At 71.3% G+C, this 17,474-nt stretch carries 9 protein-coding genes; 7 read left to right on the top strand and 2 right to left on the bottom strand.

Annotated elements, in window-relative coordinates; translation table 11 throughout:
• The 4 genes from NP777_RS18870 to NP777_RS18855 all read left to right on the top strand — a co-directional run.
• On the top strand, positions 1-5,927 hold a 5,927-nt coding region (locus NP777_RS18870; protein ID WP_256651315.1), incomplete at its 5' end, for a non-ribosomal peptide synthetase.
• A gap of 7 nt (positions 5,928-5,934) precedes the next feature.
• Positions 5,935-7,134 carry a cytochrome P450 gene (locus NP777_RS18865; protein ID WP_256651314.1) on the top strand — a complete coding sequence of 400 codons (1,200 nt, stop codon included), beginning with the start codon at positions 5,935-5,937 and terminating at the stop codon, positions 7,132-7,134.
• A gap of 10 nt (positions 7,135-7,144) precedes the next feature.
• Complete coding sequence (locus NP777_RS18860; protein WP_256651313.1) at positions 7,145-8,359, top strand: NAD(P)/FAD-dependent oxidoreductase; 1,215 nt, start codon at positions 7,145-7,147, stop codon at positions 8,357-8,359.
• Between the two features lie 29 nt (positions 8,360-8,388).
• The gene (locus tag NP777_RS18855) at positions 8,389-11,544 is read left to right on the top strand and encodes a non-ribosomal peptide synthetase (protein WP_256651312.1); all 3,156 of its coding nucleotides are present in this window, start codon (positions 8,389-8,391) and stop codon (positions 11,542-11,544) included.
• A gap of 73 nt (positions 11,545-11,617) precedes the next feature.
• Here the strand turns inward: NP777_RS18855 and NP777_RS18850 are convergent, their stop codons facing one another.
• Positions 11,618-12,265 (bottom strand): FMN-binding negative transcriptional regulator, encoded by a 648-nt coding sequence (locus tag NP777_RS18850; protein WP_256651311.1) that lies wholly within the window; start codon positions 12,263-12,265, stop codon positions 11,618-11,620.
• A gap of 275 nt (positions 12,266-12,540) precedes the next feature.
• Between NP777_RS18850 and NP777_RS18845 the strand changes: the two genes are divergently transcribed.
• Positions 12,541-13,845, top strand: a complete 1,305-nt coding sequence (locus NP777_RS18845; RefSeq protein WP_256651310.1) for a lysine N(6)-hydroxylase/L-ornithine N(5)-oxygenase family protein — start codon at positions 12,541-12,543, stop codon at positions 13,843-13,845.
• A gap of 93 nt (positions 13,846-13,938) precedes the next feature.
• Here NP777_RS18845 and NP777_RS18840 read toward each other — a convergent pair whose 3' ends face one another.
• Complete coding sequence (locus NP777_RS18840; protein ID WP_256651309.1) at positions 13,939-14,166, bottom strand: MbtH family protein; 228 nt, start codon at positions 14,164-14,166, stop codon at positions 13,939-13,941.
• Positions 14,167-14,593: 427 nt separating this feature from the next.
• Between NP777_RS18840 and NP777_RS18835 the strand changes: the two genes are divergently transcribed.
• On the top strand, positions 14,594-15,439 hold the full coding sequence (locus tag NP777_RS18835; protein WP_256651308.1) for a DUF4097 family beta strand repeat-containing protein: 846 nt from the start codon (positions 14,594-14,596) through the stop codon (positions 15,437-15,439).
• A 326-nt stretch (positions 15,440-15,765) separates the two neighbouring features.
• Positions 15,766-17,442 carry a DHA2 family efflux MFS transporter permease subunit gene (locus NP777_RS18830; protein WP_256651307.1) on the top strand — a complete coding sequence of 559 codons (1,677 nt, stop codon included), beginning with the start codon at positions 15,766-15,768 and terminating at the stop codon, positions 17,440-17,442.
• Positions 17,443-17,474: the final 32 nt, after the last annotated feature.

The raw sequence follows: 17,474 nt of genomic DNA, 5'->3' as shown, positions 1-17,474 counted from the left end.
CGGAGAGCGGTCCCGGCACCAGCGACGATGTCGACCTCACCGCCGGTGTCTCCGCCGGGGACCTGCGGAAGTTCGTCTCCGCGCGCCTGCCGGAGTTCATGGTGCCCGTCGCCTACGTGGTACTGGACCGGCTGCCGCTGGCACCCAATGGGAAGCTGGACCGCGCCGCCCTGCCCGCGCCCGACTTCAGCGGCGGCGAATACCGCGCCCCCCGCACCCGGGAGGAGCGGGTTCTCGCCGGGGTCTACGGGGAGGTGCTCGGGCTCGACCAGGTCGGCATCGACGACGACTTCTTCGCCGTCGGCGGCGACAGCATCCGCTCCATCCAGGTGGTCTCCCGCGCCCGCGCCCACGGCGTGGAGGTCACCCCGCGGCAGATCTTCGAATGCCGCACCGTCGCCGAACTCGCCGGGACCGCCGTCGGCGAGGGCCGTACGGAGGCCAGGCCGCGGCTCAAGGAGCTGGAGGGCGGCGGTACGGGGCCGCTCCCGCTGCCGCCCGTCGCCCGCTGGATGGGCGAACTGGGCGGCGGCAGCGGCCGGTTCTCGATGTCCACCGTCGTCGAGCTGCCGGACGGTATCGACGAAGAGGGACTGATGGCCACCCTGGCCGCCGTCGTGGACCACCACGACGTGCTGCGCGCCCGGCTGACCGACCAGGACGGCGGAGCCCTGCACATCGACCCGCCCGGCACCGTCGAGGTCGCCCCGCTGCTGCACCGCGTCGAATGCGACGGCGACTGGGACGAGGGGTGGCACGAGTGGGCGGCCGCCGAACTCGACGCCGCCACCGGGCGCCTGGACCCGACGACGGGCGTGATGGCCCAGTTCGTGTGGTTCGACGTCGCCGCCCGGCCCGGCCGCCTCCTGATCGCCCTGCACCACCTCGTGGTGGACGGGGTCTCGTGGCGCGTCCTGCTGCCCGACCTGGCCGCCGCCTGGGAACACGTCCGCGACCGGCGCCGGCCCGAGCTGCCGCCGGTGGGCACCTCCTTCCGCCGCTGGGTCCACGCGCTGTCCGAGGAGGCGCACGCCCCCGGCCGGGTGGCCGAACTCGAGCGGTGGCAGGCCGTGGTGGACGGCCCGGATCCGGTGCTCGGCTCCCGGCCGGTGGACCCGGCCGTGGACGTGATGTCCACGGTGGAGACCGTCTCGCTCACCCTGGCCCCGGAGACGACCGAAGCCCTGCTCACCACGGCTCCCAGTGTCTTCCACGCGGGAGTGGACGACGGGCTGCTGGCCGCGCTCGCGCTGGCGGTCGCCCACTGGCGGCGCCGCCGTGGCGTGCGCGAGACCTCCTCGCTGATCCGGCTGGAGGGCCACGGCCGGGAGGAACACGTGGTGCCGGGGGCCGATCTGTCCCGTACCGTGGGCTGGTTCACCAGCATGTTCCCCGTCAGGCTGGACGTGGCGGGCTGCGACGTGACCGAGGCCCTGGCCGGCGGCCCGGCGGCGGGCCGGGCGATCAAGGCCGTCAAGGAGCAACTGCGGTCCCTCCCCGACAAGGGCGTCGGCTACGGCCTGCTGCGCTACCTCAACCCGGAGACCGCCGAGGTCCTGCGCCGGTACCCGACCGGCCAGATCGGCTTCAACTACCTGGGGCGCTTCTCCGCCGACGACATGCCCGAGGCGCTGCGCGGCCTCGGGTGGACCGAGGCGCGGGACGCGGTGGGGCTGCTCGCGGACCTGGACGCCGACATGCCGGCCCTCTCCACGGTCGATGTCAGCGCCTACGTCCTCGACTCGCCACAGGGCCCGCGGCTGAGCGCCCGTATCGGCTACCCCGCCGGAGTGCTCTCCCGTACCGAGGCGCGGGAGCTCGCCGACGCGTGGACCGCCGCGCTGCAGGGTCTGGCCCGGCATGCGGCCGCGCCGGGCGCGGGCGGGCTCACCCCCTCCGACCTGCCGCTGGTGTCGGTGACGCAGCGCGAACTCGACGGCTGGGAACAGCGGTACCCGGGGCTGTCCGACGTGTGGCCGCTGACGGCCACCCAGGCCGGGCTGCTGTTCCACAGCCGGCTGACCGCCTCGTCCTTCGACGCCTACCACACCCAACTGGTCTTCCACCTCAGCGGCCAGGTCGACCCCGAGCGCATGCGCACGGCCGGCCAGGCACTGCTGGACCGGTACCCGAACCTGCGCGTGGCGTTCGCCGACGAGGCGGGCGGGGAGCAGGTGCAGCTCGTCGTGGACGGCGTGCGCCTGCCGTGGCGCCACCTCGACCTCGGCGCGCTGACCGAGGAGGCGCGCCGGGAGGCGCTGGAGCGGCTGCTGGCCGAGGACCACGCGGACCACTTCGACCCGGCCGTGCCGCCACTGCTGCGGCTCACCCTGGTCACCACCGGGCCCGGCCGCGCGGAGCTGGTCTTCACGGCGCACCACGTGCTGTACGACGGCTGGTCGCTGCCCTTGCTCATGCAGGACCTGGTGCGGCTGTACGCGACCGGCGGCGACGCCTCGGCGCTGCCTCGCGTCCGCGGATACCGGGACTTCCTGGTGTGGCTGGCCGGCCAGGACCATGCGGCGGCCCGCGCCGCGTGGGCCCGTGAACTGGCCGACGTCACGGAACCGACCACGGTCGCCGCCGAGGCGGTCACCGCGCAGCACGGCATCGGGCAGGTGGACGTCCCACTGGCCGCCGACGTCTCCCGGGACCTGGCCCGCCGCGCCGGCGAACTCGGCATCACCCTCAACACGCTGGTGCAGGGCGCCTGGGGGATTCTGCTCGGGCACCTGACCGGACGCGACGACGTGGTGTTCGGCACCACGGTCTCGGGACGGCCGCCCGCCGTCCCCGGGGTGGACTCGATGGTCGGCCTGTTCATCAACACGCTCCCGGTGCGGCTGCGGTACGCCCCCGGCCAGACGCTGCGCGAGCTGCTGGCCGACCTTCAGCGCAGGCAGGCGGCGCTGATGGACCACCACCACGTCGGACTCCCGGAGATCCAGCACGCCACCGGTCTCGGAGCGCTGTTCGACACCCTCGTCGTCTTCGAGTCCTACCCGATCGACCGGGCGGGGCTGAGCGAGGCCCACAGCAGCGCGGAGATCACCGTTACCGGTATCCGCCCGACGGCCGGAACCCACTACCCGCTGATGCTGGCCGGTGCCGCCGACCCGCAGCTGCGGCTGGGTCTCCAGTACCAGCACAGCCTCTTCGACCGGGCCACGGCCGAGCGCCTGGCCGCCCGCCTCGCACGGGTGCTGCGGCAGCTCGCGGCCGACCCCGACACCCGGATCGCCGCGCTCGACCTGCTGGAGCCCGACGAGCGCACCGCGCTGCCGCGCGGCGCCGACGCCCCCGCCCCGCCGGTGTCCGAGGAGACGCTGCCCGCCCAATTCGAACGGCAGGCGGCCGCCACCCCGGAATCCGTCGCGGTCTCCAGCGGGGAGACCTCGGTGACCTACCGGGAACTCAACGCCCGTGCCAACCGGCTGGCCAGGCTGCTGATCTCCCATGGGGTGGGCCCCGAGAGCCTGGTCGGCATCCGCCTGGAACGCTCCGCGGACCTGGTGATCGCCGTGCTGGCGGTCCTCAAGGCAGGCGGCGCCTATCTGCCCATCGACCCCGCCTACCCGGCCGACCGCGTCGCCTACATGCTCCGGGACGCGGCCCCCGTACTCCTCATCACCCACGGCATCGAAGCGGCCGGGGACGGCGACGGGCCCGGGGACCCCACGGCGGGCGGCGAACCGGGCGGTGGCGTACCCGTGGTGGACCTCGGACGGCCGGAAGCCTTCGCCGGCCTGCCCGACACGGACGTGACCGACGCCGAGCGGACGGCACCGCTGCGCGCCGCCCACCCCGCCTACGTCATCTACACCTCCGGCTCGACGGGGCGACCCAAGGGCGTGGTGATCCCGCACCGGAACGTGAGCGGGCTGTTCGCGGGAACCCGCGACGCCTTCGGCTTCGGCCCCGACGACGTGTGGACCCTCTTCCACTCCTACGCCTTCGACTTCTCGGTGTGGGAGCTGTGGGGACCGCTGCTGCACGGCGGACGCCTGGTCGTGGTGGCGTACACCGTCTCCCGGTCGCCCGCGGAGTTCCTCCGCCTGCTGGCGCGGGAGCGGGTCACCGTCCTCAACCAGACGCCGTCGGCCTTCTACCAGCTCATCCAGGCCGACGCCGAGAACCCCGGGAACGACCTGGCCCTGCGCCACGTCGTCTTCGGCGGTGAGGCGCTGGACCCGCGGAGGCTGGCCGGCTGGTACGAGCGGCACCCCGACGACGCGCCGGAACTGGTCAACATGTACGGCATCACCGAGACCACCGTGCACGTCACCCACCTCCCGCTGCGCGCCGACCCCGCCGAACGGCACGGCCCCGGTGCCATCGGCGGCCCCATCCCGGGGCTGCGGACCTACGTCCTGGACGGGGCCCTGCGGCCGGTGCCCCCGGGCGTGCCGGGCGAGCTGTACGTGTCCGGTTCCGGGCTGGCGCGCGGCTATGCGGGCCGCGCGGGGCTCACCTCGGAGCGGTTCGTGGCCTGCCCCTTCGGGGAGCCGGGGGAGCGGATGTACCGCACCGGTGACGTGGTGCGCCGCGACCCGGACGGCCGCCTCGGCTATGTGGGACGCGCCGACGACCAGGTCAAGATCCGCGGCTTCCGCATCGAACTCGGCGAGATCGAGGCCGCGCTCGCCGGGCACCCGTCCGTCAGCCAGGCCGCGGTGGCCGTCCGCGAGGACACCCCCGGCGACAAGCGCCTGGTCGGCTACCTGGTGCCGCGGCCCGGAGACGGGAACGGGGACTGGGACGGGAACGGGAACGGGAACGGGGACGGGGAACAGGGCACCGAACCGGACATCCCGGCGCTCCGCGACCACCTGTCGGGCCTGCTGCCCGAGTACATGGTGCCGTCCGCGCTCGTACCCCTGACCGAGCTGCCGCTGACCCGGAACGGGAAGCTGGACCGCCGCGCCCTGCCGGCCCCCGCCGCCACCGGCACGGGCACCGGCCGCGCGCCCCGCACCCCGCAGGAAGAGGTCCTGTGCGGCCTGTTCGCCGAGACGCTCGGGCTCGACCGGATCGGCGTCGACGACGACTTCTTCGCCTCGGGCGGCCACTCGCTGCTGGCCAACCGGCTGGTGGGGCGGATCCGCGCGGTGCTCGGCGTCGACGTGCCCATCCGGGTCGTCTTCGAGTCCCCGACCGTCGCGCAGCTCGCCGCCCACCTGACCTCCGGCGGTGATGCCACCGGCCTGACCGACCCGTTCGGGGTCGTCCTGCCGCTGCGCACCGGCGGCGAGCGGAAGCCGCTGTGGTTCATCCACCCGGGCGTCGGCCTGTGCTGGGCCTACCTGGGCTTCGCACGCCACCTCGAGGACCGGCCGCTGTACGGCATCCAGGCCCGCGGCTTCGACGGCACCCCGCCGCCCGGCTCCATCGCGGACATGGTGACCGACTACCTGGAGCAGATTCTCGAGGTCCAGCCCGAGGGCCCCTACCGGCTGGTCGGCCACTCCCTCGGCGGCACTCTGGCCCAGGCCCTCGCCTCCGCGCTCCAGGAGCGCGGCCACGAGGTGGCGCTGCTCGCACTGCTGGACGCCGTGCCCAGCCCCTGGTTCGCCACCGGCGACGCGTCGTTGGCACTGGCCGAGGCCCAGGAGTTCTTCGAGGGATACCTGCCCGCCTCCGCCGACGGACAGGACGAGGAGCGCGCCTCCTTCGTACGGCACGCCTCCGAGATCATCGTCCAGCACACGGCGATGCTGAAGGACTTCACCCAGCCCTCCTACCGGGGCGACGCGGTGTTCTTCAAGGCGACGCTGAACCCGCACGACTCCTACGCCGCGCAGTGGGCGCCCTTCATCGCCGGCACCGTGCACGAACACGGCGTCCGCGCCACCCACATGGGGATGACCGAACCCGATGCCACGGCCGAGATCTGCACGGTCCTCAACCGCTACCTCGACGGAAAGTGACGCAAGCATGGTGACGCTCGCCGAACGCTGGGACCTTCGCCCGGAACACTTCTGGATGCGGAACGGCCGACCCGACAAGCCCGTGGAGACCGACGAGAACGGCGTGTGCAACGTCTACGGGTACCAGGCGATCCTGGACGTCTTCGGCGACCCGAAGACCTACTCCTCCGACGTGACCCGGTTCTTCCTCGCGGACACCGAGACCGACGACTCCTTCAACGAGGGGACGCTGCTCCAGGCCGACCCGCCGGAGCACACGAAACTGCGCAAGCTCATCAGCCGTTCGTTCACCGCCAAGATGGTCGCGGGGCTGGAGCCGCGCATCAGCGCCATCACCCGCGAGATCCTCGACGCGATGGCCGGCCAGGACGAGTTCGACCTGGTGGCCGAACTCACCTACCCGATGCCCGTGATCGTCATCGCCGAACTGCTGGGCGTGCCCGGCAGCGACCGCGACCTGTTCCGCGCATGGGTCGACCGGATGACCGACAGCGCCACCGCCCTCGCCTCCGAGGAGGGCGCCGCCGGGGACGAGGAGCCCGACGCGCGGGCCGCGATGCGGCATGTGCCCGAGATGCTCGCCTACCTGCACGAACACGTCGCGGAACGCCGGCGCACACCGCGCGAGGACCTGCTGTCCGCCCTGGTCGCCTCCGAGGTGGACGGCAAGCGCCTCGACGACGCGGCCGTGGTCAACTTCGCCAACGAACTGCTGGTCGTCGGCCACGCCACGACCAGTGCGCTGCTGGGCAACACCGTCCTGTGTCTCGACAGCCACCCCGAGGACCTGGCACGCGTCAGGAAGCGGCCCGAGACGGCCGCCGCGGTGGTCGAGGAGGCGCTGCGCTACATGAGCCCGATCGCGGCCTCCTACCGGGTCGCCACGACCGACACCCGGCTCGGCGACACCGAGGTGCCCGCCGGAACGCTGGTCGCGCTCTGGCTGGGCGCCGCCAACCGCGACCCGGCGCAGTTCCCCCGGCCGAACGTCTTCGACCCCACCCGCGACCCCAACGCGCACCTGGCGTTCGGCCGCGGCATCCACTTCTGCCTGGGCGCCCCGCTGGCCCGGCTGGAGGGCCGCCTGGGCCTGAACCTGCTGCTGGAACGGTTCCCGGAGCTGCGCACCGACCCGGACAACCCGCCGGAGTTCTGGGCGCTGCCGCATGTGATCGCCACCTCCAAGCTCCCGCTCCGAGTCGGCTGAGGAGTACCGCGTGTACGACGTGATAGTGGTGGGCGCCCGCTGTGCCGGCTCCCCGGCCGCGATGCTGCTCGCGCGGGCCGGCTACCGGGTGCTCATGGTCGACCGCGCCCGCTTCCCCAGGGACACGCTCTCCACGCTCTACATCCACCAGCCCGGCGTGGCCCTGCTGCACCGCTGGGGAGTGCTGCCGCGGATCGTGGAGACCGGCTGCCCGCCCATCGACAAGGCCCGCTTCAGCCTGGCGGACGTAACGCTGGAGGGCTGCTCCTGGCCGGCCGACGGGCTGCGTGCCGCCTACGGCCCCCGGCGTCATCTGCTCGACACGCTGCTGATGGAGGCCGCCGTGTCGGCCGGAGTGGAGTTCCGGGAGAACTGCTCCGTACACGACCTCGTCCTCGACCCCGACGACGGGGACCGGGTGGCCGGAGTGCGGCTCGGCTCCGGGGCGCGGGGCGCCATTACCGAGCGGTCCCGGCTGGTCATCGGCGCCGACGGGATGCGCTCGACGGTGGCGGACCGGCTCCGGGCCCCCATGGAGATCGAGGACCCCACCGTCTCGTGCGCGTACTACAGCTACTGGTCCGACCTGCCGCAGCGGTTCCGGCTCTACGAGCGGCCGGGCGGCTGGGTCGGCACCGTGCCCACCAACGACGGTGCCACCCTGGTCGCCGGATACCTCCCGCAGGAGCGGTTCGGCGCCGCACGCTCCGACGCGCTCGGCGCCCTGCTGGACAACGTGGCGCGCACCGCCCCCGACCTCCGCGAGGAGATGGCTGCCGGGCGGCGGCTGGAGCGGGTGTACGGAACCGGCGACCAGCGCAACTTCTTCCGCCGGGCGGCCGGTCCCGGCTGGGCGCTGATCGGTGACGCGGGGCACCACAAGGACTCCATCACCGCCCGCGGCATCACCGACGCCTTCATCCAGGCCCAGCTCCTGGCCGACCACATCGGTGACGGCCTGCGGAACCCGACCCGGCTGGACACCGCCCTGGAGCGCTTCGCGGCCGCGCGGACGGAACTCCTGCTGCCCGACTACCGCAGCACGCTCAAGACCGCCCGGCTGGCTCCACGCCCGCACGAACTGGAGATGCTGCGGGCCGTCGCCACCAGCCCCGAACTCACCGATCGGTACTTCTCGACCCTCTCCGGCGTCTGCCCCATCGACGAGTTCGTCACCCCCGAACTGCTCGATCTGATGGACGAACGCGCGGGGCTCGAACCATGACCGCGACCGGACGGGAAGGGAACAGCCAGATGACCGACGGGACGAGAACCCACGGGCCGCTCTCCCCGGTGCAGGAGCAGATGTGGTTCCTGAACCAGCTCGAACCCGGGAGCCCCGAGCACACCACGGCCTTCGCCTGGCGGCTGCGCGGACCGCTCAGCCGCGTCGCGTTGACCCGGGCCCTCGAGTGGCTGGCGCAGCGGCACGACGCGCTGCGCACCACGTTCGCCACGGTGGAGGGCCGCCCCCGGCAGACCGTGGGACCGCCCGCACCGGTCGAGCCGGAGTATGCCGACTTGGCGGAGCTGCCCGCCGCGGAACGGCGGCCGCGGGCGGAGGCGCTGGTGCGGCGGACGGCGCGGCGGCCGGTCGACCTGGTGGCCGGGCCGGTGCTGCGGGTGCTGCTGGCCCGGCTGGACGCCACCGAGCATCTGCTGACCCTGCTGACCCCCGCACTGGTCGCCGACCGCGCCTGCCACGGCGTCCTCACCCGGGAGCTGGGCGAGCTGTACGCCGCCGCGCTGGAGCAGCGGCCCGTGCGCCTGCCCGACGTGCCGCCGCGCCCGCTCGAGTACGCCGCCCGGCAACGGGAGCGGCTCACCGACGCCGAGCTCGCCCGGCAGCTCGAGTACTGGCTCGACCGGCTGGCGGACCTGCCCGACCTGCGGCTGCCCGTCGACCGGCCCCGTCTCGCCCGACCGCCCGGCCCCACCGCGCGGCACGAGACCGTACTGCCCGCCGAGGTGGTGCACGGCCTGACCGGTCTGGCCCGCGAGTTTGGAGGCACGCTCTTCAGCGGCCTGTTCGCCGCCTGCCAGGTGCTGTTCGCGCGCTACAGCGGGCAGCGGGACCTCGCCGTGGGGACCATCGCCGAGGGCCGCGAGCGCCCCGGACCGCGCCCGGCGGTGGGGAGTTTCGCCAACCCCGTGGTGCTGCGCGGGACCGTGCGGCCCCACGCCTCCTTCGCCCAGCGGCTCGCCGAGAGCCGCGACACCGTCCAGGAGGCGTTCGCCCACCAGGACGTGCCCTTTGACCGGCTGGTGGACGCCCTGGACCGCCGTCGCCAGGATGGCCGCAACCCGCTGGTGCGCACCGCCGTCCTGCTGCGTCGGGACGCTGCGCGCCCGGCCCGCGCGGGCGCGCTGTCCCTGCACCCCTGCCCGCCGACGGACGTGCCGCTGGGAGCCGAGCTGGCCGTCGAGTTCACCGAGACGGCGCCCGGCGAGCTGACGTGCTCCCTCGCCTACGACACCACCCTCTTCGAGCGGGGCACGGTCGAAAGGCTCGCCCGCAATCTGGTCGTCCTGCTCCGCGAAGCCCTCGCCGACCCCGGCCGCCCGGTGGCCGAACTCCCCGTCCTGGACGAGGCGGAGCGGCGCACGCTGCTGGAGGAGTGGGGCGTCAACCGCTCCCCGTACCCCGACCGCACGTGCCTGCACGAACTGGTCGGCGAGCACGCGCGGGCGCGTCCGCGGGCGGTGGCCGTCGTCCACGGCGACGCGGCCATGACCTACGGGGAGCTGGAGGCGCACGCCAACCAGCTGGCCCATCTGCTGACCGGCCGGGGCGTGGCGCCCGGCTCCTTCGTCGCGGTCTGCCTGCCGCGCGGGCCCGAGCTGTTCGCCGCGCTGCTGGGCGTGTTGCGCGCCGGGTGCGCCTATCTGCTGCTGGAGCCGGAGCACCCGGCCGACCGGCTGGAGTTCATGATCCGCGACAGTGGGGCGGTGCTGTGCTTGACCGAGCGCCCACTGCTGTCCAGGCTGCCGGCCGACGCGGTGCCCACGGTGTGCCTGGACGAGCGGCGCGCGGCCGTCGCCGCGCGGCCCACCGAGCCGCCCGCGGTCGAGGTGACCTCCGACGCCGGTGCCTACGTCATCTACACCTCGGGCTCGACGGGTCGGCCAAAGGGCACGGTGGTCACCCACCGCGCCTTCGTGCGGCTGCTGCGCGGGGCCGACTATCTGACGCTCGGGCCGGACGACGTCTCGGGCCAGGGCGCCGATGTGACCTTCGACGCCGCGGCGTTCGAGATCTGGGCGCCGCTGACGGCCGGAGCCCGCCTGGTGGTCATCGACAAGCAGACGCTGCTCGACCCGCCCGCCCTGACCGGTCTGCTCAAGGCCCGGGGATTCACCACCCTGTTCCTGACCACGGCGCTGTTCAACCAGGTCGTCGCCGAGGACCCGAGCGCCTTCGGCGGTCTGCGCAACATGCTCTTCGGCGGCGAGGCCGTCAATTCGCTGCGGGTCTCCCAGGTGCTGGCCGCCGACCCGCCGCGCCGGTTGGTGCACCTGTACGGGCCGTCGGAGACGACGACCTTCGCCACCTGGCACCTGGTGCGGGAGGCCGACGAGCACCGCCCCGTCCCCATCGGCCGGCCCGTCGCCAACACCACCGTCCACGTCTTGGACGAGCTGCTCAATCCCGTGCCCGTGGGGGTCACCGGAGAACTGTTCGTCGCCGGGCCCGGGGTGGCACGCGGATATATCGACCGGCCTGAACTGACCGCCGAGCGCTTCTTGGACAACCCGTACGGCACGCTGCCGGACGACCGCATGTACCGGACCGGCGACCTGGTGCGCTGGTCTGCCGAGGGCACATTGGAGTACGTGGGCCGGGCCGACCATCAGGTGAAGATCCGCGGCTACCGGATCGAGCCGAGCGAGATCGAACGGGTGCTGCAGCAACACCCCGACATCGACGCCGCGCTGGTGGTGGCACGCGCGGCCGAAGGAGATCACAAGCGTCTCGTCGGCTATGTGCGCCCGGTGGCCGGACGCGATCCGGATCCGGGGGCGCTGCGCGAGTTCGCGGCCGTCCGGCTGCCGGACTTCATGGTGCCCGCGGCTCTCGTCACATTGCCGGAGTTCCCGCTCACCTCGAGCGGCAAGGTGGACCGCGCCGCGTTGCCCGAGCCGGAGCTCACGGGGCGGTCCGCCGGGCCCGGAAGGGTGGAGCCGCGTACCGACGCCGAACGGGCGCTGGCCGCGATCTGGGCGGAGGTGCTGGGCGTGGACCGGGTGGGTGTCACCGACAACTTCTACGAGCTGGGCGGCGACTCGATCCTGGGCGTCAAAGTGGTGGCCCGTGCCAGGAAGGCCGGGCTGGCGATCTCCGCCAAGGACGTATTCCGCCGGCAGACCGTCGCCGAGCTGGCAAGCGTGGCCGTACCGAGTGACACATAGCGGTGGTTCGCTGATGTCGGAATGGGGCGGAGAGTGAAGCCGAGGAAAGAAATCCTCGCTCCCGCCCTATTCCTCATCGGGGCAGCCGCTCCATCAACCGCGCCGTGTCCTGGTGCCTGCTGCACGGGTGCTGTGCGAACGAACGCCGCACTCGGTCGCGCACATCGGGTTCCTGTTCCTGGCTGAGCTTGAACATGCCCTCGGCCCCGGTCACGGTGATCCGGAAGGCGCCTACCCCGGACACGATCTGCCGGAAATAGTCGACGGACGCGGTCATATCCCAATCGGTGCCGTGGTCGCGTTCGAAGGCGCGCACGGTGGAGCGCACCACGCCCAGGGTCTCCTCAAGGGATTCGAGCTTCTCGATGACCCCGTGCACATGGACCGAGGTGAAATTCCACGTCGGTGCCGCCGGCGACTTCTCGTACACCGTCGGGGAAACGTAGGCGTCCGGTCCGGTGAACGTCACCAGGGCGACGGTTCCGGATTCGAGCGCGGACCAGTGAGGATTCATTCTGTTCAGGTGGCCCAATAGCGTGGCGCCGGACAGATCGTTCGCCCAGGGCGCCGTCATCTCCGGATCCGGGATGACGGGCAAATGCGTGGCGAACGGACCGGCGGTTGGCGTGCCGTTGGTCGTTAACAGTGCCAGAGGAAAACGGCGGATGATATCGACCATCCACCCTCCGTCGGGCTCGCGGTACTGATCAGGGACGAACATGGTGATTCAAGTCCTCTCCGGGCTCGGCAGTTCGTGTCCTGTCGCCAGGACATGATTCTACAGTCAGCGTATCCCGGCCAAGTCGGCTTTCCATTGGGGCGGCGGAATTCGGCACCGGACTCCTCAGCCCTTGAACGGGTGGAAAGTCCGGTCTACGTTGGCCGAACGGAGCTGTCCAGTGCCGTGCGAGCACAGGATCTGCCGAGTGTGCGGCCTTCCGAACTCGGAAACAGATCACAAGTGACCTCACAGACGCGCCTGCGGGAGAATTCTTTATGGGTAATCGTGGAGACGAGACGTACGATGTCGTCGGTGTAGGGTTTGGCCCTTCCAATCTTTCGCTCGCCATCGCACTGAGAGAGCACCGGTCCCGGGCGAACGGAGAAGAACTCAAGGCGGTCTTTCACGAGCGGCAACCCTCGTTCGGCTGGCACCGCAACATGCTGCTGCCGTCGACGACGATGCAGGTCTCCTTCCTCAAGGACCTGGCAACGTTCCGGAACCCGACCTCCGTGTTCAGTTTCGTGTCGTTCCTGCACGCCTCGGGGCGGTTGGCCCAGTTCGTCAACAACCAGGATTTCTTTCCCAGCCGGGAGGAGTTCCACCAGTACCTGGAGTGGGCCGCGGCGGGCGTCGGCGACGTCGTCCGCTACGGCTCGGAGGTCGTCTCGCTCCGCGAGGAGCCGGAGGACCGCACCGGGCCGGTCGAACACCTCCTGCTGGACGTACGGGACGCGCTCGGCCAGGTGCGGCAGGTGCGCACCCGTAACGTGGTCATCTCCACCGGCCTGGTGCCGCACATGCCCTCCGGGGTGGAGCCCGACGAACGCGTCTGGCACAGCTCGGAGTTCCTGGCCCGGTACCGCCGCATGGACCCGGCTCGGCTGCGCAGCGTCGCAGTGGTCGGCGCCGGCCAGAGCGCGGCCGAGATCACCCGGTTCCTGCACGATGAGCTCCCGCACGCCAAGGTGTACGCGATCATCCCCTCCTACGGCTACTCGATCGCCGACGACACCCCCTTCGCCAACCAGGTGTTCGACCCGGCCGCCGTGGACGACTACTACTTCAGCACCGACCAAGCGCGCGACTCGTTCTGGCGCTACCACCAGAACACGAATTACTCGGTGGTGGACGACGACGTCATCAGGGGCCTGTACCGCCGCTTCTACGACGACCGGCTGCGCGCGGCCGACCGGTTGTCCTTCGTCAACCTCACTCGCGTGAGTGGCGTCAAGCGAGAGGGCAATGAGACGCGGGTCGCCCTCCACTCGCAGCTCGGCAGCCACCCGAGCGAGCTGGCCGTGGACTTCCTCGTATGTGCCACGGGTTACGACGGGATGGAGCCGACCGGCCTGCTGGGCGAGCTCGACCGGCACTGTCTGAGGGACGACTTCGGGCGGTACCGCATGGAGCGGGACTACCGCATCACCACGACGCCCGAGGTGCGCTGCGGCATCTATCTGCAGGGCGGCACGGAGCACACTCACGGTCTGACCTCATCGCTGTTGTCGAACATCGCCGTACGCAGCGGTGAGATCGCCGAGTCGATCCTGCTGGGACGGCCGGTCGGAGCGAGCTGACGCGGGGCCGCGTACGGGAGCGGGGCCGGTACTGGAATCAGTACCGGCCCCGCTCCCGTACGCGGTGCTTCCGACCGTCGGCGGTCCCTGCTCTCAGCGGGTGGCCTCCTCCGCGGCCATGGCCTCCCGCAGGCTCTTGGGACGCAGATCAGTCCAGTTCTGCTCGACGTACTCCAGGCACTCCTGCCTGCCGCTCTCGCCGAACGCGACCTCCCAGCCGGCGGGCACCTCGGCGAAAGACGGCCACAGCGAATGCTGCTCCTCGTTGTTTACCAGGACCAGGAAACGGCCGTTCTCGTCATCGAAAGGATTCGTGCTCATAAGGGGCTCCTGATTCTTCATGGAGGCCAGACGGAAGAAGTCGCCCGGATAAGTGCACGATTAGCGGCGACTGTCCTGATTGTATCCGCTCGATCATGCTCCGGTGAAAAATTCGGCAGGCGGGCGGAAGGGGCGGCGGGAAGCCCGTGCGGTGGAGTCGCATCAGGGGTGCGCGAAACGGCTGACGACCGTCTCCTGCCGCTGTCGTGTGCCAGATGGGCTCATACCCATCTTGTTTTGGCGCCAAAGCATGCGCCATGCTGGCGTTATGCCGTCTCCATCTCGGCTCATTCCAGCACGTCCATGCCTTGATCACGGTGCGGTGCGACGGGTCAAACGCTCCCATCCGCCTCCCGTACGCGGTCGGCGGCGCGCTGCCGAGCCGTCCCGCTCTTGTCGGAAGGCGACCCCTGGAGAGAGCCGCACCATGCACACCTTCAATACGCCCGGCCCCATTCGCGCCGTCCTCGACATCGGCTTGGGGGACGTCTGGATCATCGCCGACGAGCGCGGCCACACTCGTGTCGGAGCGCATCCGAGCGACCCAGGCGACCCCCGGGACGTGGCCACCGCCGAGCGCACCCGTGTGGAGTTCGCCGACAACCGGCTGCTGGTGATGTCCCCTCGTCCCAGCGGCTCCCGGCGCACCGGCGGAGCGGTGACGGTGGTGATCGAGTTGCCGGTTGGTTCCAGCCTGCGCGGACGGGCCGCCGTCGCCGACTTCCGGTCCGAGGGCCGGTTGGGGGAGTGCCGGCTCATCAGCAACTGTGGCCACGTCTGGCTGGATCGCACCGGTGCGCTGTGCCTGACGACGGGCTTCGGCGATGTCACCGTCGAACACGCCTCGGGTGATGTCGAGGTGACCGCCCACTCCGGTGACCTGTGGGTGCGGGAGATTGGGGGCGGTGCGCTGATCGGCAAGCCCAACGGCGGCGTCCGGATCGGGGAGATCGCCGGGGACCTGCGGGTCCGCGGGGCCGACGGACCTGTTCTGGTCGGCCGGGCGCATGCCGGGGTCGAGGTCAGGACCGTGCTCGGGGACATCCGCGTCGACGAGGCCGCGCACGGGCCCCTGCATCTCGACACCACCTCCGGCGAGATCGAGATCGGGCTCCCGGGCGACGTCGCGCCCTGGCTGGAAGTCACCTCTGAGGCGGGGGACATCTACCGCTCCCTCGACACCTTCCAGGCGGCGGCGCCCGCGGAAGGCGTCAAGGTGTGGGCCCGTACCGTCGCCGGGAACGTCGTGATCCGCCGTTCGCCCACGTCATGACCGCCGGGAGAGGTGCCCTCGCCGCCGCGGGCACGCCTCGCTCGGCGGCCGCCGGCTCGACTGGCGGAGCGGGGCGGCTTCCCCGCTGTGCCATTTATGTGCCATGATGGCGCCGTGGTTCGAGCCACGGCCTGGTGGAGGGTCGTCCCCCGTCGGTCACCACCGGGTGCGCGTGCGGCTCGGCTACGAGCCGGGTCGCACGGCGGTCCCGGGGAGCCCCAGGATCGGGCGGCTTCCCGGGGCCGTGATCCAGGCCTGCGATGCCGGACTGTCCCCGTCTGGCGCCATCCGGCCCTCGGCCGCACTGTTAATCAAGGAGATTGGTCATGAGTGACTCGACGCTCGAATACTCGGATCCGCCACCAGGTGAGGCCGGGGCCGCCGGAAAGGTAAAAGCATCTGCCGGGGCATGGTTCAGCCTGATCGCCGTGGCGCTCGGAATCATGGTCGTGCAGATCGACGGTACCGTCGTAGCCGCGGCCAACCCGAAGATCGCTAGCGATCTGAATGCCACTCCCGGGCAGATCCAGTGGGTGACCACCGGCTACTTACTGGCCCTTTCGGGTTTACTCATTCCGGCCGGCACGGTGGCCGACAAGATCGGCCGTAAGAAGGCGTTCCTGATCGGCGTGGGCGGATTCTCGCTCGCCTCACTGCTGTGCGGCATGTCCGGTTCGATCGAGATGCTGATCGGCGCCCGCGTACTGCAGGCCGTCTTCGCCTCGCTGCTCGGCCCCTCCGGACTCGCCGTGCTCAAGGCATCCTTCCCGCCGGCCAAACTCCCCGCGGCCCTCGGCATCTTCGGCGCCGTAACCGCTGTCGCGATGGCGGGCGGACCTATGCTCGGCGGCGTGCTGGTGGAGTACGCCAACTGGTCGTGGGTCTTCTACATCAACCTCCCGTTCGGCATCATCGGCGTCCTGGTGGGTCTGATCGTCATCAAGGAGTCCGCGCAGCGGGGCTCCGAGCCGCTCGACATCCCCGGCGCCATCGCGCTCACGGCGGCCATGGTCAGCGCTGTGTGGGGCATCACCGGCGCCCAGGACGACGGCTGGGCCTCCGGCAAGACTCTCGGCTTCATCGGCCTGGGCGCCGTGCTGCTGGCGGTCTTCGTCTTGATCGAGGCCAGGACCGAACACCCCATGGTCGCGCTCAGCCTCTTCAAGGACCGCTCGGTCTCGGTCGGTCTGCTGCTGATGGTGGTGACGATGCTGGCCTTCTTCGCGATCGTCTTCTACCTGATGTTCTATCTCCAGGGCGTGCAGGGGAAGAGCGCGATTATGGCCGCCGTCAGCCTGCTGCCGCTGACCGCCGTCTTCACCGTCGCCTCACCGCTCGCCGGCTGGGCCACCGGAAAGCTCGGTGTGAAAGGCACCCTGCTGCTCGGCGCCGTGCTCCTCTTCGGTGCCCTGGTGTACCTCCGGCAGATCGAGGTGGACACCTCCGGCTGGGCGCTGGCCCCGCCGCTGGTTCTCTCCGGGTTCGGCGCCGGCTTCTTGCTGGTCGCCGGCATCCAGGCCATTGTCGGCAACGCTCCGGTGGAGAAGGCCGGTGTGGCCTCCGGTATGCAGCAGTCCATGCAGCAACTGGGCGGCACGCTCGGCATCGCGATCTTCGGTAGCCTGCTCGCCTCCTCGGTGAGCTCCAGGTTCCCCGATGCGCTGCGCGACGAGTTCGCCGGCAAGGGCGGCTCGGCCGTCGATGTGATGGCCGACAACAATGGTGTCCACGAGTCCGTCGCCCTCGGTTTCCCGCCCTCGGCCCGGGACGCCGTCAAGGAGCAGCTCGTCCAGGGCGGTGGGATGCGTGCCGACGACCTCAACTCCTTCGTCGACACGCTGACCCGGGTGGCGCACCAGACCTTCGTGGACGGCATGCATCTGGTCTTCACCATCTCCGCGGGCCTCACGGTCGTGGTCGGCCTGCTCTCGCTGCTGGTCCGCAACGTCAAACCACAGCAGGAGGAGTCGGCGGCCGCACCAGAGATCGGCATCCATGTCTGATCCCGGTTCCCCCCGCGGGCGGACCTCCCGGC

It is taken from the genome of Streptomyces rugosispiralis (genome assembly GCF_024505145.1).
Taxonomy (GTDB): domain Bacteria; phylum Actinomycetota; class Actinomycetes; order Streptomycetales; family Streptomycetaceae; genus Streptomyces; species Streptomyces rugosispiralis.
This window is presented reverse-complemented; position numbering and strand designations above follow the sequence as displayed.